General features: G+C 69.4%; 19 protein-coding genes. 13 read left to right on the forward strand and 6 right to left on the reverse strand.

Translation table 11 applies throughout. From position 1 onward, the window contains the following. The 4 genes from OIC96_RS07785 (at window position 1) to pssA (ending at window position 3,398) form a co-directional block, all read left to right on the forward strand. Window positions 1-528, forward strand: coding sequence for a MaoC family dehydratase (locus tag OIC96_RS07785; protein WP_330308591.1), 528 nt, complete (start codon window positions 1-3; stop codon window positions 526-528). A 2-nt stretch (window positions 529-530) separates the two neighbouring features. After that, window positions 531-1,736, forward strand: a complete 1,206-nt coding sequence (locus tag OIC96_RS07790) for an acyl-CoA dehydrogenase family protein (RefSeq protein ID WP_330308590.1) — start codon at window positions 531-533, stop codon at window positions 1,734-1,736. Window positions 1,737-1,906: 170 nt separating this feature from the next. Further along, window positions 1,907-2,554, forward strand: a complete 648-nt coding sequence (locus OIC96_RS07795) for a phosphatidylserine decarboxylase (RefSeq protein ID WP_330308589.1) — start codon at window positions 1,907-1,909, stop codon at window positions 2,552-2,554. Window positions 2,555-2,576: 22 nt separating this feature from the next. Beyond that, complete coding sequence (gene pssA, locus OIC96_RS07800; RefSeq protein WP_330310353.1) at window positions 2,577-3,398, forward strand: CDP-diacylglycerol--serine O-phosphatidyltransferase; 822 nt, start codon at window positions 2,577-2,579, stop codon at window positions 3,396-3,398. 255 nt (window positions 3,399-3,653) lie between these two features. Here pssA and OIC96_RS07805 read toward each other — a convergent pair whose 3' ends face one another. After that, window positions 3,654-4,808, reverse strand: coding sequence for a glycerate kinase (locus tag OIC96_RS07805; RefSeq protein WP_330308588.1), 1,155 nt, complete (start codon window positions 4,806-4,808; stop codon window positions 3,654-3,656). 180 nt (window positions 4,809-4,988) lie between these two features. Here OIC96_RS07805 and OIC96_RS07810 point away from each other — a divergent pair, with 180 nt between their 5' ends. Then, a complete protein-coding gene (locus tag OIC96_RS07810; RefSeq protein WP_330308587.1) occupies window positions 4,989-6,062 on the forward strand; it encodes an ADP-ribosylglycohydrolase family protein in 1,074 nt (357 codons plus the stop codon). Here the strand turns inward: OIC96_RS07810 and OIC96_RS07815 are convergent. Further along, window positions 6,059-6,928: an SDR family NAD(P)-dependent oxidoreductase gene (locus OIC96_RS07815; protein ID WP_330308586.1), complete on the reverse strand. Its 870-nt coding sequence runs from the start codon at window positions 6,926-6,928 to the stop codon at window positions 6,059-6,061. The two genes, OIC96_RS07810 and OIC96_RS07815, sit on opposite strands and share 4 nt — an antisense overlap. An 84-nt stretch (window positions 6,929-7,012) precedes the next feature. On the opposite strand from OIC96_RS07815, the gene OIC96_RS07820 reads away from it, so the two are divergent. Further along, window positions 7,013-7,912 carry a helix-turn-helix transcriptional regulator gene (locus OIC96_RS07820; protein WP_330308585.1) on the forward strand — a complete coding sequence of 300 codons (900 nt, stop codon included), beginning with the start codon at window positions 7,013-7,015 and terminating at the stop codon, window positions 7,910-7,912. 22 nt (window positions 7,913-7,934) lie between these two features. Continuing rightward, the gene (locus OIC96_RS07825; protein ID WP_330308584.1) at window positions 7,935-8,426 is read left to right on the forward strand and encodes an NUDIX hydrolase; all 492 of its coding nucleotides are present in this window, start codon (window positions 7,935-7,937) and stop codon (window positions 8,424-8,426) included. 33 nt (window positions 8,427-8,459) lie between these two features. Here the strand turns inward: OIC96_RS07825 and OIC96_RS07830 are convergent, their stop codons facing one another. Continuing rightward, entirely contained in the window at window positions 8,460-8,750 is a 291-nt protein-coding gene (locus tag OIC96_RS07830; protein WP_330308583.1) for an SHOCT domain-containing protein, read from the reverse strand. Between the two features lie 254 nt (window positions 8,751-9,004). On the opposite strand from OIC96_RS07830, the gene OIC96_RS07835 reads away from it, so the two are divergent. The 5 genes from OIC96_RS07835 (at window position 9,005) to OIC96_RS07855 (ending at window position 13,516) form a co-directional block, all read left to right on the forward strand. Beyond that, a complete protein-coding gene (locus OIC96_RS07835) occupies window positions 9,005-9,421 on the forward strand; it encodes a DUF7144 family membrane protein (protein WP_330308582.1) in 417 nt (138 codons plus the stop codon). Between the two features lie 173 nt (window positions 9,422-9,594). Continuing rightward, on the forward strand, window positions 9,595-10,434 hold the full coding sequence (locus OIC96_RS07840) for an SDR family oxidoreductase (RefSeq protein WP_330308581.1): 840 nt from the start codon (window positions 9,595-9,597) through the stop codon (window positions 10,432-10,434). Window positions 10,435-10,545: 111 nt separating this feature from the next. Further along, complete coding sequence (locus OIC96_RS07845) at window positions 10,546-11,937, forward strand: cytochrome ubiquinol oxidase subunit I (protein WP_330310352.1); 1,392 nt, start codon at window positions 10,546-10,548, stop codon at window positions 11,935-11,937. Continuing rightward, entirely contained in the window at window positions 11,934-12,983 is a 1,050-nt protein-coding gene (locus OIC96_RS07850; protein ID WP_330308580.1) for a cytochrome d ubiquinol oxidase subunit II, read from the forward strand. The genes OIC96_RS07845 and OIC96_RS07850 overlap by 4 nt, the downstream gene beginning before the upstream one ends. Then, a complete protein-coding gene (locus tag OIC96_RS07855; RefSeq protein ID WP_330308579.1) occupies window positions 12,980-13,516 on the forward strand; it encodes a gluconokinase in 537 nt (178 codons plus the stop codon). Before OIC96_RS07850 ends, OIC96_RS07855 begins: the two co-directional genes overlap by 4 nt. Window positions 13,517-13,520: 4 nt before the next feature. Here OIC96_RS07855 and OIC96_RS07860 read toward each other — a convergent pair whose 3' ends face one another. Continuing rightward, window positions 13,521-15,269 (reverse strand): cation:proton antiporter, encoded by a 1,749-nt coding sequence (locus OIC96_RS07860; protein WP_330308578.1) that lies wholly within the window; start codon window positions 15,267-15,269, stop codon window positions 13,521-13,523. A 118-nt stretch (window positions 15,270-15,387) separates the two neighbouring features. After that, window positions 15,388-15,801 carry a DUF6325 family protein gene (locus OIC96_RS07865; protein WP_330308577.1) on the reverse strand — a complete coding sequence of 138 codons (414 nt, stop codon included), beginning with the start codon at window positions 15,799-15,801 and terminating at the stop codon, window positions 15,388-15,390. Between the two features lie 192 nt (window positions 15,802-15,993). Between OIC96_RS07865 and OIC96_RS07870 the strand changes: the two genes are divergently transcribed. Further along, a complete protein-coding gene (locus OIC96_RS07870; RefSeq protein ID WP_330308576.1) occupies window positions 15,994-17,382 on the forward strand; it encodes a hypothetical protein in 1,389 nt (462 codons plus the stop codon). Here the strand turns inward: OIC96_RS07870 and OIC96_RS07875 are convergent. Next, entirely contained in the window at window positions 17,366-18,328 is a 963-nt protein-coding gene (locus OIC96_RS07875; protein WP_330308575.1) for a DUF389 domain-containing protein, read from the reverse strand. The two genes, OIC96_RS07870 and OIC96_RS07875, sit on opposite strands and share 17 nt — an antisense overlap. Window positions 18,329-18,451 lie beyond the last annotated feature (123 nt).

Consider the following 18,451-nt stretch of genomic DNA (forward strand, 5'->3'; position numbering starts at 1 on the left):
ATGCAGTTCGGACGCACCTACGAGGAGTTCGAGGTCGGGGCGGTCTACAAGCACTGGCCCGGGAAGACGGTCACGGAGTACGACGACCACCTCTTCTGTCTCCTGACCATGAACCACCACCCGCTCCACATGGACACCAACTATGCGGAGAACACGACGGACTTCGGCAAGAACGTCGTAGTCGGGAACTACATCTACTCGCTGCTGCTGGGCATGTCCGTGCCGGACGTGTCGGGCAAGGCGATCGCCAACCTGGAGATCGAGTCGCTGCGGCATGTGGCGCCGACCTTCCACGGCGACACGATCTACGGCGAGACCACGGTTCTCGACAAGACGCCGTCGAAGTCGAAGAACGACCGCGGCATCGTCTACGTCGAGACCAAGGGCTACAAGCAGGACGGCACGCTGGTCTGCGTGTTCCGCCGCAAGGTGATGGTCCCCACCGAGACGTACATCAAGGAGCGCGGCGGCGAGCAGCCCGGCCGCCCTGAGCTGACCGCACCTGCGGAAAAGAAGACGGAGAAGTAGCCATGGCGCGACTCGCCCAGACCGCAGGTCTGACCGACATCCAGCAGGAGATCCTCTCCACCGTCCGCGACTTCGTGGACAAGGAGATCATCCCGGTCGCCACCGAGCTGGAGCACCGTGACGAGTACCCGCAGCAGATCGTCGACGGGCTGAAGGAATTGGGCCTCTTCGGCCTGATGATCCCCGAGGAGTACGGGGGTCTGGGCGAGTCGCTCCTCACCTACGCGCTGTGCGTGGAGGAGATCGCCCGCGGCTGGATGTCGGTCTCCGGCATCATCAACACGCACTTCATCGTGGCGTACATGCTCAAGCAGCACGGCACGCAGGAGCAGAAGGACTACTTCCTGCCGCGTATGGCGCTCGGCGAGGTGCGCGGCGCTTTCTCGATGTCGGAGCCGGGTCTTGGCTCGGATGTGTCGGCGATCACGTCGAAGGCGGTCAAGGACGGCGACGAGTACGTCCTGAACGGTCAGAAGATGTGGCTGACGAACGGCGGCACGTCGACCCTGGTGGCCGTTCTCGTCCGGAGTGACGAAGGACACCCCGAGGGTACGGCGCCCCACAAGTCGATGACGACCTTCCTGGTCGAGAAGGAGCCCGGCTTCGGAGAGGTCCGCCCCGGCCTCACCATCCCCGGGAAGATCGACAAGATGGGTTACAAGGGCGTCGACACGACCGAACTCATCATGGACGGACTGCGCATTCCGGCCAATCGTGTGCTCGGCGGGACCACGGGCCGAGGGTTTTACCAAATGATGGACGGAGTCGAGGTCGGCCGCGTGAATGTGGCGGCACGTGGCTGCGGCGTCGCACAGCGCGCATTTGAGCTCGGCGTCTCCTATGCCCAGCAACGTCACACTTTCGGCAAGCCGATCGCCCAGCACCAGGCCATCCAGTTCAAGCTGGCCGAAATGGCTACCAAGGTCGAGGCCGCCCATGCCATGATGGTGAACGCGGCACGCAAAAAGGACTCTGGGGAACGAAACGACCTCGAAGCAGGGATGGCGAAGTACCTCGCCTCCGAGTACTGCAAGGAAGTCGTGGAGGATGCTTTCCGGATCCACGGCGGCTACGGCTTCTCCAAGGAGTACGAGATCGAGCGCCTCTACCGAGAGGCCCCGATGCTGCTGATCGGTGAAGGTACCGCTGAAATCCAGAAAATGATCATCGGGCGCAGGTTGCTCGAAGAGTATCGACTCCAGGGCTAGATGTCCGGGTTCGGGGTGTTTTCTTCGAGAAGAAGATCACACCCCGTCAACACTCTTCGGCCGCCGACTCGGCTTCCTGGCTTGCCCAGTTGCGGCCCGCGACCGGTACGATCCCGGGAAAGCCGCCGTCCCCCGTTACAGCGCGGCATCATCCGCTACGAAGGTCATCCATGCCCCACAGCCAAACCTCTGCACCACGCGGCCGGGTCCGCCTCGCGCGCGGAGCATCGCCGTGGCTTCTCCCGACCGTTGCCACCGCAGCACTCAGCCTGGCCAAGGCGCGCCACTCCGGCGCCGCCAAGGCCGTGGCCGTACCCGCCACCGCGCTGGCGGCGGGCATGCTGTGGTTCTTCCGCGACCCCGAGCGCGAGATCGCCCAGGGCCGGGTCATCTCGCCCGCCGACGGTGTGGTGCAGAGCATCATGCCGTGGAAGGACGGACGCACCCGCGTCGCGGTCTTCATGAGCCCGCTCAACGTCCACGTCAACCGCGCGCCGCTCTCCGGCACGGTGACGTCGGTCGAGCACATCCCCGGTGGGTTCGTTCCGGCGTTCAACAAGGAGAGCGAGAACAACGAACGCGTCGTCTGGCACTTCGACACCGAGCTCGGTGACATCGAGATGATCCAGATCGCCGGCGCCGTCGCCCGTCGTATCGTTCCTTATATCCCTCAGGGTACGAAGGTCGAGCAGGGCGACCGGATCGGTCTGATCCGCTTCGGCTCGCGCGTCGACATCTACCTCCCCGAGGGTGTCGAGGTCGATGTGGAGGTCGGTCAGAAGACCGTGGCTGGGGTGACTCGAATTGACCGTGATTGATCCCGAGACTCAGGCCGGCTGGGTGCCGGAGGCCGACGAGGTGGACGACGAGGAGGAGATGCCCCTCTCGCTCCGCCTCTCAATAGCGGACACCCTCACGCTCGGTAACGCCACGTGCGGCTTCATGGCGGTGTACTTCACCACCACCGGCATCCTGATCCCGCACCTGACGGGCAACGACGAGTCGACGGGCATGGCCCGCCACAGCGCGGCCACGGCCGTCATCCTCATGCTCTGCGCGGCGGTCTTCGACCTCTTCGACGGTCTGGTCGCCCGCAAGCTGCGCTCCTCCCCCATGGGCGCCGAGCTGGACAACCTGTCGGACCTGATCAGCTTCGGTCTCGCCCCGGCGTACTTCGTCCTGGTCTACGGCATGGTCGCCGACGACGCGCACCAGCGGGTGGCGGCGATGGGGGCCATCGTGGTCCTGCTGGCGGTCGTACTCCGCCTGGCGCGGTTCTCCTGCGTCACGGTCAAGGACGGCACGTTCCAGGGCATGCCCTCGCCGTTCGGTGCGCTGACCGTCGTCTCCATCGTGCTGCTGGAGCTGCCGTTCGTCGCCACGCTCATGGCGATCATCGGTACCGCGTGGCTGATGGTGAGCCGGGTCGAGTACCCGAAGCCGCGGGGGCGCCTCGCGGTGGCGATGCTGTCCTGGATCGTGCTCAGCATGGGGCTGCTGGCGGCCTGGGCCTTCGACGCGCCGAGCGGCCAGCTGCTCCTTCAGACCGGTTGCGCGCTGCAGCTCGTCATGGGGGCGGTCATTCCCCTCTTCGCCACGGCTCGGAGGGTGAACAACTTCCGGGACAATCGGCGGGAGGCTCGGGCGGCGCAGCTGCCGTAGCGGGAGCCGAGCCGTTGTATGTGACTGAAGGGCCCTGAACCTACGAGGTTCGGGGCCCTTCGGGTTTTTCGACCCCGTTGGGTTGTGTGTCGGCTGCGGGTGGGTGGGGACTGGTGCAAAAGATTGCGCAGTTCCCCGCGCCCCTTTTAGGGGCGCGGGGAACTGCGCAATCTTTTAGCGGGGGTCTGGGGGTGCAGCCCCCAGGGATGGGACGGGTAGGGGCGGCGGGGGCGAAAAAGGCCCCGGTCAGCCCGGCTACGTGGTCAAGAAGTCCCGGGCGATGTTTTCCGCAACGCGTTCCAGGATCGGGCCGGCGTCGGCGATGCACTTCGCGACGTCGGGCTCGACGTCGGTCAGGGGGTAGGCGCGACGGATGCCGGCCTTGCCGAGAGCCTCAGGGCGGAGGGCGAGGCGGCCGCAGACGGCGACGACCTCCTTGTCGGCCGCGCGGGCGGCGGCGGCGACACCGGCGGGAGCCTTGCCATGAAGGGTCTGCTCGTCGAGGGAACCCTCGCCGGTGATCACCAACGCGGCGCGTTCCAGCGCGGGCGCGAAGCCGAGGACGTCGAGCATGACCTCGATACCGGGCCGGAAGCGGGCGCCCAGCACAAGGGCCCCGTATCCGATACCGCCCGCGGCCCCGGCCCCGGGCGCCGCCGCGTACTCGGCGGCCTTGGGCCCGATGGCCTTCTCCAGAACGGTGGCGAAGTGGGCGAGCGCCGCGTCCAGGGTGGCCACGTCGTCGGGGCTCGCGCCCTTCTGGGGGCCGTAGACGGCGGGGGCGCCCTTGGGGCCCGTCAGAGGGTTGTCCACGTCGCTGGCGAGGACGAAGTCGATCGAGGAGAGCCGGGCGTCCAGACCGGACAGGTCCGCGGTCACGACGTCACGCAGCGCGGCACCGCCGGGAGCCACCGGCTCACCGTCCGCGTCCAGGAAGCGCGCGCCGAGCGCGGCCAGCATGCCCGCACCGCCGTCCGTCGTGGCACTGCCACCGACGCCGAACACGATCGTGCGCGCACCGGCGTCCAGCGCGGCCCGCAACAGCTCCCCGGAGCCGTACGTCGACGACGTGAGCGGTGCGAAGACCCCGGCGGGCAGCCGCTGCAGCCCGCTCGCCTCGGCCATCTCCACGACCGCGGCGTCACCACGCAGCGCGTACGCGGCCGTGACCTCGTCGCCCAGCGGCCCGGCGACCCGCACCTCACGCCGCTCGAAACCGGCCGCGACCGCCGCGTCGACGGTGCCGTCGCCGCCGTCGGCCACGGGCAGAGCCTCGACCTCGACGCGCGGCGCGACCCGGCGCAGTCCGGCCGTCACGCGCTCGGCGACCTGCACGGCCGTCAGCGATCCCTTGAACTTGTCCGCGGCGATGAGCACACGCGGAGTCCGATTCACAGCAGCGTCCGCCACCTTGCATTCCCCTTGCTTTCCGGGCCTTGCTCAAGTCAAGGCAGTCGCGCCGCTGCGACCTTAACCGGAGGAAGCCCCCGCCGTCATGCACCGCCCAGCCCGCGGAATCACGTGGCTCCCGGAATCGCCCGGCTACCGGATTACCGCGCGTGCCCGCCCGGAATTGGGTAAACCGGAGCTATGACCCCTGTGGGCACTGAGCTCGCCGACCGCATCCTCGGGGGCTGGCTGGGCCGGATCGCGGGCAACATGCTCGGCAAACCGGTCGAGCAGGGCGACCACTGGACGCGGGATCGGATCGACCGTTATCTGCGGCAGGCCGCGGCCCTGCCGCTCACCGACTACCTCCCCGAGCCCGCGAGTGGCGGCAGCGGCGAAGAGTTCCAGCTGCGGCCCGAGTGGCGGAGTTGCGTGCGCGGCCGCATCCACGGCAGCTGCCGGGACGACGACGTCGACTACGCCATTCTCGGGCTCGACCTCCTGGAGACCCACGGCTTCTCCTTCAGCACGGAGCAGGTCGGTGACCTGTGGCTGCTGCGGCTGCCGTATCTCCAGACGTTCACGGCGGAGCGGGCCGCGTACCGCAACCTCGCCAACGGGCTGAAACCGCCACTGACAGCGACGTACGAGAACCCCTACCAGGAGTGGATCGGCGCGCTCATCCGCGCCGACGTCTACGGCTGGACCTGCCCGAGGCTGCCGCGCCGCGCGGCCTCCCTCGCGCGCCGGGACGCCGTCCTCTCGCACACCGGCAACGGCGTGTACGGCGCGATGTGGGCGGCGGCGCTGATCTCGGCGGCGTTCACCGCGCCGACCGTGCGGCACGCGCTGGACACCGCACTCACGGTGATCCCGGCGAGCTGCCGCCTCGCCCGCACCGTGCGCCGGGTGCTCACACTTCACGAGACCCGGATGACCTGGGAGGACACACTCAGCACCGTGGCCGAGGAGACGGCCGGGCTCGGCTGGATCCACACCATCCCGAACGCCGCCGTCCTCACCGCCGGGCTTCTGTACGGCGACGGCGACTTCACCCGCACCATCACGCTGACCGTCCGCGGCGGCCTGGACACCGACTCGAACGGGGCGACCGCGGGCTCCGTCGCGGGCGTCCTGTGCGGGGCCGAGGCGGTCCCCTCCCAGTGGAAGGACCCGCTGGAGGACACCGTCCGCAGTGCGGTGTTCGGCTTCGACGGGGTGCGGATCAGCGAGCTGGCATCGCGTACGGTCGCGCTGGTGGGGGCCGAGGTCTAGCCGACTGTCGCGGCCCTGCTCGTCCTGAACACCTCGGCCGTCACCCCCATCGCTCGCAGCATCAGGCGGTCGCGCAGGCCGTCCGGGAGGAAGCGGAGCAGGGCGAGGGCCCGTCCGTCGCGTCCTGTGGTGTAGAGGGTGCCGGGGCGGCGCGCGGTCAGGGCGCGTACGACGGCGTTGACGGCCGGGGCGACCGGTCCCAGGGGCTGGCGGGCCGCAGCGGCCTGTACGGCGTCCAGGGCGCCCGCGTAGCGGTGCTGGGTCTGGGGTGAGCCCGCCCAGCCCATGTCGGCGCTCGCCTTGTCCGCCGTGCCGAAGATGGCGGTGTCCATGGCGCCGGGCTCGACCAGGGAGACCTTGACGCCCTGGTGGCGCAGTTCCATCCGCAGGGCCTGGGTGAGCGCCGCGAGGGCGGCCTTGGAGGCGGCGATCGGCCCGAAGAAGGGCGGTGCGACACGGGCGGACACGGCACCGAGGTTCACAATCCGGCCGCCGGCCGCGCGCAGGGCGGGCAGGAAGGCGCGGATCACCGCCGCCTGACCGATCACGTTGATCTCGAACTGGCGGCGCCAGGCCTCGGCCGGCACCAGCTCGACAGGGCCCTGCCCCATGATGCCCGCGCTGTTCACCAGACCGTCGAGACGGGGGCCGACGACGTCCGCGGCGGCGGCGACGGACTCCTCGTCGGTCACGTCGAGGAGGACGGGGGTCAGCCCGGCGTCGCGCAGGGGTCCGGCATCCGCGGGCTTGCGATGGGCCGCGTACACGATCCAGCCGTCGGCGCTCAGCCTGCGCGCGAGAGCACCGCCCACACCACCGGTGGCGCCGGTGATCAGAACGATTCGGGGAGGGGTCAGCTCAGCCACAAGGGCCGCCTTTCACCAGGGGGTTCACTTTCCCGCCCACCCTCCGCCAGGCCGCGGCCCCGTTGAAGAGTGCAGAATTTACTGGTGGCAGCGACACCAGGATCAGGACCAGGCACCGGCGACCACCACCGCAAGGCACTCGCGGGCGCACCGCACGATCACGGCCGCAAGGCCCTCGCGGCGTTCCTGCGCTCCCGCCGGGAGCGCGCCGACCCCACGGGAACCGGGCTGCCGCAGGGTGGCCGTCGCCGTACCCCCGGGCTGCGCCGCGAGGAGGTGTCCCTGCTCTCCGGTGTGAGCCTGACCTGGTACACCTGGCTCGAACAGGGCCGTGACATCAATGTCTCCCCGCAGATCCTGCTGGCCCTGGCCCGCGTCCTCCAGCTCGACGCGGTGGAGCGGTCCCATCTCTTCCGGCTGGCGGGCCTTCCGGCACCCGAGCCCGCCGAGCGCTCACTGGAGGTCCCGGACGCCGTCCGCACCTTCCTGGCCAAGCTCATGCCCAACCCCGCGTTCGTCATCGACCGCTGCTTCGACATCCTCGCGTGGAACCCCGCGCAGGAGAGCATCCTCGGCACGGCCCTGCTGGACCGCCCGCGCCACGAACTCAACAGCGCCTGGATGCTGTTCCGCGTACCGGAGATCCGCGCTCTGATGCCGGAGTGGGAGCGGGAAGCCCGCTGGATGGCCGGGCTGCTGCGCCAGCAGGCGGCGTACGAACTCGACAACCCGCGTTTCTCCGAACTGGTCGCCGAACTCCTCGAAACCAGCCCCTGCTTCGCGGAGGTCTGGGAGACCCACGACGTCGTGGAGTTCCGTTCCTCGGTACGCCGCTACCGGCACCCGGAGGCCGGCGACCTCGAAGTGTCCTACGTACGGCTGGCGTTGGAGGAGGCACCCCGCCTCAGCCTGATCTGCCACTTCGCCGAGCCGGGCAGCGAGTCCGAGGAACGGCTGCGCGGCCTCGTCACCCACGGTGGATGACCGCCCTCGTTACGCTTCGTGGATGACCACTCCGGACTTCGCCACGTACATCGCCGGCCTGCCCCGCGTCCTCGCCGGGGCCGCCGCCCTCTTCCGCGACGCCGAAGGGCGTGTGCTGCTCGTCGAGCCGAACTACCGTGAGGGCTGGGCCCTTCCGGGCGGCACCGTCGAGTCGGACGACGGGGAGACCCCGCGCCAGGGCGCCCGCCGCGAGACGGCCGAGGAGATCGGCCTCGACGTCGAACTCGGACGGCTCCTCGCGGTCGACTGGGTGCACGGCGCGGCGCGGCCGCCGGTGGTCGCCTACCTCTACGACGGCGGGATCCTCCCCGAGGACGACCTCAAGTCGATCCGCCTCCAGGAGGAGGAGCTGCTGTCCTGGAGGCTGGTGCCGCGCGAGGAACTCGCCGAATATCTGCCGGGCGCCCTGGGCCGGCGCGTCCTTGCCGGGCTCGACGTCCTCGCGGAGAGCTCGGGGACGGCGGAGCTGGAGAACGGCCACCGGGTGGGCTGACGGGAGACGGTCCGCAGGATGAGGGCTGATCGCTCAGCCGAGGATCTTGCGCTTCTGCTCCTCGAATTCGGCCTCGGTGAGGACACCCTGCTCCTTGAGCTCCCCGAGTTGCTTCAGCTGCTCGATCTTGCTGCTCATGTCGTCGGCCTGCTGGGCGGGGGGCGGCGGGGCGGGGGCCGCCGGGGCGGGGGGCGGCGGCGCGGCCTCTTGAGCTTCCTGCTGAGCCCATCGCCCTTGCTGGCGGCGTGACACACGGCCCGATACGGCTGTCGCCGTACCGGCCACTACGGCTGTGCGGGCGACCCCGCGGAGGAGACCTGGCACGACGGTTCCTTTTCTCGCGAAAGGCTGGGAAATAGACAAACTCACCTGACCGACGCGCAATTCTCGGCGCACCGGATACCTCTATTGGAGCACCGTATGAATTCCCCCGCACACCGGCCTTGGTACTGCCCTGCGGAAATCCCCGAGTTCTGCCGGTCGGCCACTCTCGTGGCAAGCTGAAGCGTGGGCCACCGACCGGTCCCAGGTCAGTGGCGAGGCCTACGCGGTAGGAGCTCGAAATGACGACAAGTGGCATGCACCAACACGAAACCGGTCACGGCGAACGAGTGTGGGCGACCGGCTGGACCGCCTTCGCCGGAGTCATGATGATCTTCGGCGGAGCGATGGCGATATTCGAAGGAATCGCCGCCATCGCCGAGGACGACGTCTTCGTCACCACCCGCAACTACACCTACAGCTTCGACCTGACGAGCTGGGGCTGGATCCACATGCTCCTCGGCGTCCTGGTCGTCCTGGCGGGCATCGCGGTCTTCAGTGGACTCATGTGGGCACGCGTGGTCGGTATCGCCCTGGCGGGTCTGTCGATGATCGCCAACTTCATGTGGCTGCCGTACTCCCCCGTGTGGGCCAGCGTGCTGATCGCCGTGGATGCCTTCGTCATCTGGGCGCTGTGCGTCGGAACCACCCGGGACTCCAGCGCCACCGGCTAGCCGAACGCGCCGTCCGCGGCAACCCGGCAGGTGCGTGTTGGTCCGTTCAGCCCGGGACAGCACCACGACCGGCTGACAGGCGACGCGCCACCAGGCCGTAGGGACCCATCAGTGCTTTCGTTGTGGGGCGGATTCCTCCGAATATCCGCGGCAGCACCCACAGGGAGACACGCGTGGAAACCAGCGGCACCGAAAGCCACCTGCCCCCCGCCCCCCAGGTCCTCAAGGGGCAGAAGGCTCTCGTGACAGGGGCGAATTCCGGCATCGGCAAGGCCACCGCGATCGGCCTGGGGCGAGTGGGCGCCGATGTGGTGGTGAACTACGTGGCAGGGCGGGACGCCGCAGAAGAGGTCGTGCGCGAGATCGAGGGCTTCGGCGTCCGCGCCTACGCACACGAGGCGGACGTGTCGCAGGAGGACCAGGTCGTCGGCATGGTCTCCCGAATGGTCAAGGAATTCGGCACCATCGACGTCATGGTGGCGAATGCGGGGCTCCAGCGCGATGCCCCCCTCACCGACATGACCATGGAACAGTGGCACAAAGTACTGGACGTCAATCTGACCGGCCAATTCCTGTGCGCCCGCGAAGCGTCCAAGGAATTCCTGCGGCGGGGTGTAGTCCCGGAGGTCTCCCGTTCCGCCGGGAAAATCATCTGCATGAGTTCGGTCCACCAGATCATCCCCTGGTCGGGCCACGTGAACTACGCGGCGTCCAAGGGCGGGGTGCAGATGCTCATGGCGACCCTCGCGCAGGAGCTCGCGCCTTACCGGATCCGGGTCAACGCCGTTGCTCCGGGAGCGATCCGCACACCCATCAACCGCAGCGCCTGGGACACCCCCGAGGCCGAGGCCGAGCTGCTCCGGCTCGTCCCCTACCGCCGCGTCGGCGACCCGGACGACATCGCGAACGTGGTGGCCGCGCTGGCATCCGACCTCTTCGACTATGTCGTGGGGACCACGATCTACGTGGACGGCGGAATGACGCTGTTCCCCGGTTTCGCCACCGGTGGCTGAAGCCCGCTCCTTCGAAGCCGTCCGGTACGAGCCGCCGAGGCCCATGTGAACAGCGTGATCGACCACTTTCTGGCAGAAGGCCCACCACAACTGCTGCCCGCCCGGGAGCTGATGGCCTTCACCCTGGCCTCCCACATCCTGCTCGTGCCCTTCGGCGTGGCCCTGCCCGCCATCACCCTCCTGATGCACTACCGCGGGCTGCGCAAGGGCGATGCCGTCGCCCTGCTGCTCGCGCGGCGCTGGTCGGCGGTCATGGCCGTCCAGTTCGCCATCGGCATCGTGACGGGCACCGTGCTCTCCTTCGAATTCGGTCTGCTGTGGCCGGGGATGATGGGCCGGTGGGGCGATGTCTTCGGCCTCGGCTTCGGGATCGAGGCATGGGCGTTCTTCCTCGAAGCGATCCTCATCGCCATCTATCTCTACGGCTGGCGCCGGCTCAAGCCGTGGACGCACTTCTGGCTCGCCCTGCCCCTGCCGCTGACCGCCCTGATGGGGGCGTTCGGCATCGTGGCCGCGAACGCCTGGATGAACACACCCCGCGGCTTCACGCTCGACGCGTCCGGCAAGCCCGTGAACGTCAATGTGCGGCAGGCGGTCTTCACCCCGATGTTCGGCCCCGAGTACTGGCACTTCGTGGTCGGCGTGGTCCTGACCGCCGGATATGTCGTCGCCGGGGTGTACGCGGTCGGTCTGCTGCGGGGCCGCCGGGACCGCTACCACCGGCTCGGCTTCACCGTGCCGTTCACCGTCGCCGCGATCCTCACCCCCGTGCAGTTCATGCTCGGGGACGCCATCGCCCGCTCCGTCTTCCACAAGCAGCCGGTGAAGTTCGCGGCCACCGAAATCGTCTGGAACACCGACACCCACGTGCCGGAGTACATGTTCGGGCGGCTGCATCCCGACGGGTCGATCTCCGGCGGGATCAAGATCCCCCAACTGGACTCGATCCTCGCCGGGTTCAGCCCGGACACCAAGGTGACCGGACTGACATCGGTTCCCGCGAGCGACCGCCCGACGGCGACCCAGGCCACCATCGCCCACTGGGCGTTCGACATCATGGTGACCATCGGGAGCCTGCTCATCCTGCTCGCGCTCTGGTACGGCTGGTGCTGGCTGCGCCGTCGTGACCTGCCCAAGTCGCGCTGGTTCTTCCGGAGCGCCGCTGTCGCGGGCGCCGCCTGCCTGCTGACCGTCGAGTGCGGCTGGATCACGACCGAAGTGGGCCGGCAGCCCTGGATCGTCTACCAGAACATGCGGGTCTCGGAGGCGGTGACGGGCACCCACGCCGCGTCTCTGTGGACGATGTTCGGCATCGTCGTGGTGGTCTACGTCCTCGTCCTCGGCTCCTTCCTGGCCATCCTGCTGAAGATGAGCAGACGGTGGCGGCTGGCCGACGAGGGCGTCCTCGCCGGAGCCTTGGCCGAGGACCTGGAGGGCGACACCCCCTACGGGCCCCGCCCGTTGTCCACGACCGCGGGCACGAACAGGGGTGGGGACGAATGATCGAGGATGTCGTCGCCTGGGTGCTGCTGGCCGCCGTGGCCGCCTACGCGTGCGCCGGCGGCACGGACTACGGCGCCGGATTCTGGGACCTCGTCGCCGGCGGCGCCGAACGCGGCAAACGCCCCCGGTGGCTCATCGACCACGCCATGGAACCGGTGTGGGAGACCAACAACGTCTGGCTCATCTTCGTTCTGGTCATCACATGGACCGGTTTCCCGGTCCTGTTCGAGACGGTCTTCTCGGCCATGTGGCTCCCCCTGGCGCTCGCGGCCGTGGGACTCGTCCTGCGCGGAGCCGGCTTCGCGCTGCGCAAACCGACGCGGCGGCTCGCCCGGCGCCGGGTCTACGGCGCCGTCTTCGCCGTTTCCTCGCTCCTGACGCCCTTCTTCCTCGGGGCGGCGATCGGGGGGATCGCCACGGGCCAGGTGGCTCCCGGCACGAACGCAACCGCCCACGCATGGGCCAACGGGACCTCCGTGATCGCCGGGCTGCTCACTGTCGCCGCGACCGCCTTCCTCGGGGCGGTGTTCCTGACCGCCGACGCCCGCCGCTTCAATGCCCCCGACCTCGTCGGTTACTTCCGGCTGCGGGCCTGGTGCAGCCTCGGCGTCCTCGCCGTGCTGGCGGTCGTCGGCCTCGCCGTGACCCACAACGACGCGCCCTACGTGCACGACGGGCTGACCAGCGGAATCGGTCTCGCCTTCGTCCTGGTCGCCGTCGTCAGCGCGTTGGCCACCGCCGGACTGCTCTACCGCACCGCGACAGGCTGGGCGCGAGTCACCGCGGTCGGCAGCGTGGCCCTCGTCGTCCTGGCGTGGGGGCTGGCTCAGCGGCCCTACCTCATTCCCACCTCGCTGACCGTGTCCCAGGCGGCCGGAGCGTCGACGACGCTGCGCTGGCTGATGCTGGTCACGGTCATCGCGGTGGTGCTCGTCGGACCGCCCCTCGTCCTGCTCTACCGGCTGGACACCCGCGGGGTCCTCCAGCCGCTCACCGAGGCGGACTTGCGGCAGACGGCGGCCGGACGGGAGCCCGAGAACCCATGACCGGGGCCTGGGACGGGCCGCCGGTCGTCGTGGTCCTGGGCGTAGCGGGTTCCGGGAAAACCACCGTCGGCAAGGCGGTCTCCGAGCGGCTCGGCCTGCCGTTCGTGGAGGGCGACGACTTCCATCCCGCCGCGAATGTCGCCAAGATGGCCGCCGGCCACGCCCTGGACGACGCCGACCGCGAGCCCTGGCTGCGCGGCCTCGCCGACCGTATCCGGCGCTCCACCGAGGCCGGCGAGGGGCTGGTCGTCGCCTGTTCGGCCCTCAGGCGCCGGTACCGCGACGAGTTCCGGGCGGCCGCGGGCTCAAGGCTCTGGTGCCTGTACCTCGCCCTGGACCGGGACACCGCGTGGGACCGCGTGTCCCGGCGCACCGGTCACTTCATGCCCGCCCGGCTGGTCGACTCGCAGTTCGAGACGCTGGAGCCACTGGAACCGGACGAGCCGGGCATGACCCTGGATGCCACAGCCGCCCTTCCGGCGAATCTCGCCCCGGTATGGGCCGCCGTCGAGCGCCTCGGCCGGGCCCGCTGACCGGTCAGGCGCTCAGGAGTACGGCGACGTCTCCGCCCTGCGGCGTCGGACCGCCGCCACGCGTGACGGGAAGCAGCCGGCCGTCCCCGCGCACCAGGAACAGCACGGTGTGCCCCGCCGGGACGGGACCGTCGACGCGATGTGTCACGACACGGGCGCCCAGGGCGTAGCGGCGCGTCAGTTCGGGTCCGGTCAGTTCCGGGCCGAAGAGCACCTGGCCACCTGTGTAGGGGGCGATGACGCCCTGACTCTCCACGGGCGGCCCGAGACGGTAGACCGTCCCCTCCACGCTGCCCTCGAGGTTCATCGACGCCAGCGCGTTGAAGTCGTCCTCGCCGGTGAGGAGCAGCACCCCGGTAAGGCCTTCGAGCTCCGCGCCCGCGCCCGTGGCCGCGGCGAACAGCTCTCCGGGGGCGAGTTCGATCCCGGCGGCCCTGATGCTGTCGCGCTCCGTCTCGTGCCCTGCCCACATGACCACGTCCAGCCCCGCCGAGCGCAGGGCCAGCCCCAGATCGACCACCCATGGATCGCCGCCCACGAGCAGGGGCCTGGAACGCGCCGAGCGCACCACGCCCAGCCGTCGGGCCACGGGCCCCGCGCTCAGCCCGTACAGCGTGACGGTGGCCACGATCACCACGAACGTGGCCGGGAGGATCTTGGCGGCGCCACCGATGCCCTTGTCGACCAGTGAGGACGAGAACGTCGAGGCGGTGGACGCGGCCACGATTCCGCGGGGTGCCATCCACCCGAGGAAGCCCCGTTCCCCGGCCGTCAGATCGGTCCTCAGCGCTGACACAAGTGCCACAAGGGGACGGACGACGAGTACGAGGACCGCCACGAGACCCAGCGTCGGCAGCAGGACATGCCGCAGGGAGTGCGGGCTGACGGTGGCCGAGATGGAGATGAACAACAGTCCGATGACCAGATTCACGAGGGTCTCGAAGAACGGCCTTCGGGCAGAGACGTCCAAGCCGGGCAGGTTCGCCACCGCCAGCCCCATCAGAACGGCGGCGATGAGTCCCGTGTCGTCCCGGACCACGTCGCAGGCGGCCGCCACCCCGACCACCGCGGCGAGCTGCACCGTGGTGCCGAGCACCTCGCCGAGCCGGAGCCTGCGCAGCGCCACCGTCAGTACGGCCGCTCCGGCGACACCCCCCACCACTCCCACCGCGATACTGACGGCGAAGTGGCCGATCTCGCTCGCGAAGCCGCTGCGCCCTCCGGACGTGACACCGTGAAAGACCAGCGCGCCCAGGATGCCGCCCACCGGATCGATCAGCGACCCCTCCCAGATGAGGATCCGCTGCAACCGTTCCGTGGGACGGACGAAGTTGAGCAGCGGGCCGACAACGGTCGGCCCGGACACGATCAGGATCGCTCCGAGCATCACGGCCGCGCCCTGTGACATCCCGAGCAGCGGCATGGCCAGGAGCGCCGCCGAAAAGCAGGTGACCAGGGTGCCCCACCAGATCAGCCGCACCACGACCCGGCGTGTGTGGGCCCTGAACCTCTTCAGGTCCAGGCCGAGCCCGGCATCGTAGAGGATCACCGCGACGGCCAGCGAGACCAGTGGCGAGAAGGTACTGCCCAGGAGCCGTTCGGGGTTGACGTCGTCCGTCAGCGCGCCGGCGGTGAATCCGACGGGCAGCAGAACGATCAGCGCGGGGATGTGCAGAAGGTGCGCGACCAGCTGGGAAGCGGCGGCGAGTACGACGATCAGGCCGAGGCCGACGAGCACTTGGTCTTCCGTCACCGCGATGCCTTCCGCGCTGCGGGACGGCAGCCGCCCGCGCCGACCTGTCGTTCTCCGGATGACGCCGAGGCGGATGACGCCAAGGCGCGCATCGCGGCACCGTCGCTTCGAGCAGGGCCTAGTCCGTGGCGTCCAGCGCGGCCAGCACGGCCGGCACCGGGATCCGCCCGGAGGCGACCAGTTGCGCACCGCCGCGTCGCAGGGCGGTGGCGAAGGGCGCCGCCCACAGGTTCTCGTAGATCAGGATTCCGGCGGAGTTGCCCGGCTCCAGGGCCTTGGCCGCCTCCTCGATGTCGTCCTGGCCGAGCAGGCCGGAGGAAGCGCCCTCGAAGACGGCCAGGTCCAGGGCTCCGTCGCCGGTGAGGTCGGCGATTTCCAGGCCGACCACGGATCCGTCCTCATCCTTCCTGACAAACATCAGATCGAGGATGCGGATGAGGCCGCGGTCCACCAGATCGACCAGCAGAGGAAAGCCCTCGCCGGTCATGCGGTTGCCGGGAAACTCGACGACCACGTAATCGATCGGTCCCATTTCAACGAATTCTTCGCTCACGGCTTCACCCCTGGCTGGTAACGGAATTCCCCCTGTCCCCCCTTGCCATGGATCCCTCGTCCCCGAATGCCATTGCATCATCGGACGGAACCCGCCGCACTTCGATGCGGCATTCACCCACAGGGCGGGTTTCAGGTCGCGGGATCAGATCCGCACGGATCTCCTGTAACCATGACGAGCAGCCCGCCCCCACCCGACCCGGACAAACACCCCGTAGAACCGTCCGGCGACCAGCAGCTTTCGGCGCGGGAGCGCAACGAGCTGGACGAACTGCGGCACCGGGTGAGCGCCCTGGAGAGCGCCGGGCCGCCGGGGGCCGCGCGGCACCACTGGCTCCGGTCGACGGGTTCGGTCCTGCTGATTCTCCTCGCCTCGCTGCTGTCGCTGCTGGCCGTCGTCGCGGTCTGGGCGAACAGCATCGTGCGGGACACGGACCGCTACGTCGCCACCGTGGGGCCGCTGGCGAGCAATCCGGATGTGCAGAAGGCGATCACCAACCGGGTCACCACCGAGGTCCTGGCGCAGATCGACGTGGAAGCGCTGGTCAAGCAGTTGGAGCAGGCGGCGTCCGAGAAGGGTGCCCCGCCGAGGGCGGCCCAGCTGCTCGGCGACCTGAAGGGCCCGATCACCAGCGGCCTGAAGAGTCTGGTCAGCGGCACCGTGGAACGGGTGGTCTCCAGCAACGCCTTCGACACCGTCTGGGTGAACGCGAACCGCAAGGTCCACAGCGCCCTGGACAAGGCCCTCACGGGCGAGTCCGGCGGTCCGGTGTCCGTGAAAAACGGTCAGGTCGCCATCGACGTGGGACCCATCGTGGCCAACGTCAAGGACCAACTGGTCAGCGCCGGGTTCAAGCCGGCCGCTCGGATCCCGGCCGTCCACACGGACTTCGTGGTGTTCGCGTCCAAGGACGTCGGCAAGATCAAGACGTATCTGAGACTGCTGGAGATCATCGGCACCTGGCTCCCCATCATCGCCGTACTGATCGCCGCCTTGGGTGTGTACCTGGCCGTCCACCGCCGCCGGGCGCTGATCGGGGTCGGGCTCGGGGTGTTCGTCGCCATGCTGGTGCTCGGCGTCGCACTCACCCTCATGCGGTCGGTCTATCTCGACCATCTGCCCGTCGGGGCGTCCGAGGCCGCCGCCGGCGCGGTGTTCGACGCACTGGTCAAGTTCCTGCGCTCCGGCGTCCGGGCGGTCGGTGCGCTCGCTCTCGCGACGGCCCTCGGCGCCTTCCTCATCGGCCCGTCCCGGGTCGCGGTCCTCACCCGTACGGGCTGCCGCAAGGGCATCGGCGCCCTGCGCGACGTCGCCGTGTCGGCGGGGCTCCCGCTGGGTGCGGTCGGACGGTTCGTGCACCGCTTCAAGCGGTGGATCGGCGGCGTGATCCTCGCGGTCGCCGCGATCGTCCTGTTCGCCTGGAACTACCCGACGATCGGGGTCGTGGTGTGGACGGGAGTGATCGTGCTGATCGCCTTCGCGATCCGCGAGTTCCTGGACACCGGCGCCCCTGCCACGCCGTCCACTCCTACGCCGCCCACTCCTACGCCGGCCGTCTGACCGCGTGCTCGTGCCGGCGCTCGCTCACCCGCCGCCAGAGCGCCCGCTGGCACTTGAGCGTGCCGGTCCCGACCACGATCAGTACGACGATGTTGAGCAGCAGCTGGAGCAGGGAACCCCAGGCCTCGTCCCAGCTGGCGTACGCGCACGAGACCCCGATGTCGGCTCCCGCCGGAATGGTGGTCACCGAGATGAAGACGCCGAGCAGTGCGCTCGTGCGGGCCTCGGTCAGGGAGACGATGCCGACGATCCCGGCCAGCACCGCCACCACGGCCGAGAAGAAGTTGGGGGTGTTGATCAGATTCGAGACGGGCCGCAGTCCCAGCTCGAAGGCCCTCGGTTGCAGCCCGAAGCCCCGGACAAGGAGGGAGAAGAGGTAGGTCGCGGCAATGGCCAGGAGGAAGCCCACGAGCAGGGCCATGAGGCCCTGCCGGATCCTCGGCCGGGAGCGGCGGTCGATCCCGAGGGCGACGCTGGTGATGGCCCCGTACTCGGGTCCGACCACCATGGCCGCGACGATGAGGATCTGGGAGTTGGTGATGATGCCCACCGCGCCGATGATTCCGGCGATGACGAGGAAGAGATAGAAGCTCGGCGGGTATCTGCCCTCGGCCCGGATCCGGGCCTCCACCTGCTCCCACACCGGAGCGCGCGTCTGGGCCCCGAGCTCCTCGGCGCCGGCCTTGGCCGCGCGCTGCGAGAACGCGACGTCGACCGGCGCGAGGATGATGGAGCCACGGCGTTCCAGTCCGAGGTCCCGCAGTCCGCGCAGCACTTCGTTCGCGGCTCCGGTGAGGACGTCGCACTCGACGGCGTCGCCGTCGGGGTTGCGTACGCTGCCGCCGTGCAGCAGCAGGTTCAGGACGCACGGCTCGGCGCTCAGCAGGGCCATGGTGCGTTCCGTGAGGTCCGGCGGGCACACCGCCCGGACGTGGATCATGTCCATCCGGACCTCCGCGTATCGGTGCGGTGCGCGCCGGCATGTGGTCCGGACCGGTCGCTCATCCATTAACGCGGCGACTGCCGGACCGGGCAACTCGGCGTGCCGGAATCCGCCGACTGGCGGAGG

The sequence above is a fragment of the Streptomyces sp. NBC_00775 genome (genome assembly GCF_036347135.1).
Lineage (GTDB): Bacteria > Actinomycetota > Actinomycetes > Streptomycetales > Streptomycetaceae > Streptomyces > Streptomyces lutosisoli.

Excerpts from the sequence above, each read along its gene's own strand:
- OIC96_RS07785 (WP_330308591.1), top strand. The coding sequence starts at position 1 with ATGCAGTTCGGACGCACCTACGAGGAGTTCGAGGTCGGGGCGGTCTAC.
- OIC96_RS07790 (WP_330308590.1), top strand. The coding sequence starts at position 531 with ATGGCGCGACTCGCCCAGACCGCAGGTCTGACCGACATCCAGCAGGAG.
- OIC96_RS07795 (WP_330308589.1), top strand. The coding sequence starts at position 1,907 with ATGCCCCACAGCCAAACCTCTGCACCACGCGGCCGGGTCCGCCTCGCG.
- OIC96_RS07810 (WP_330308587.1), top strand. The coding sequence starts at position 4,989 with ATGACCCCTGTGGGCACTGAGCTCGCCGACCGCATCCTCGGGGGCTGG.
- OIC96_RS07825 (WP_330308584.1), top strand. The coding sequence starts at position 7,935 with ATGACCACTCCGGACTTCGCCACGTACATCGCCGGCCTGCCCCGCGTC.
- OIC96_RS07835 (WP_330308582.1), top strand. The coding sequence starts at position 9,005 with ATGCACCAACACGAAACCGGTCACGGCGAACGAGTGTGGGCGACCGGC.
- OIC96_RS07845 (WP_330310352.1), top strand. The coding sequence starts at position 10,546 with ATGGCCTTCACCCTGGCCTCCCACATCCTGCTCGTGCCCTTCGGCGTG.
- OIC96_RS07850 (WP_330308580.1), top strand. The coding sequence starts at position 11,934 with ATGATCGAGGATGTCGTCGCCTGGGTGCTGCTGGCCGCCGTGGCCGCC.
- OIC96_RS07855 (WP_330308579.1), top strand. The coding sequence starts at position 12,980 with ATGACCGGGGCCTGGGACGGGCCGCCGGTCGTCGTGGTCCTGGGCGTA.
- OIC96_RS07865 (WP_330308577.1), bottom strand. The coding sequence starts at position 15,801 with ATGGGACCGATCGATTACGTGGTCGTCGAGTTTCCCGGCAACCGCATG.
- OIC96_RS07870 (WP_330308576.1), top strand. The coding sequence starts at position 15,994 with ATGACGAGCAGCCCGCCCCCACCCGACCCGGACAAACACCCCGTAGAA.
- OIC96_RS07875 (WP_330308575.1), bottom strand. The coding sequence starts at position 18,328 with ATGGACATGATCCACGTCCGGGCGGTGTGCCCGCCGGACCTCACGGAA.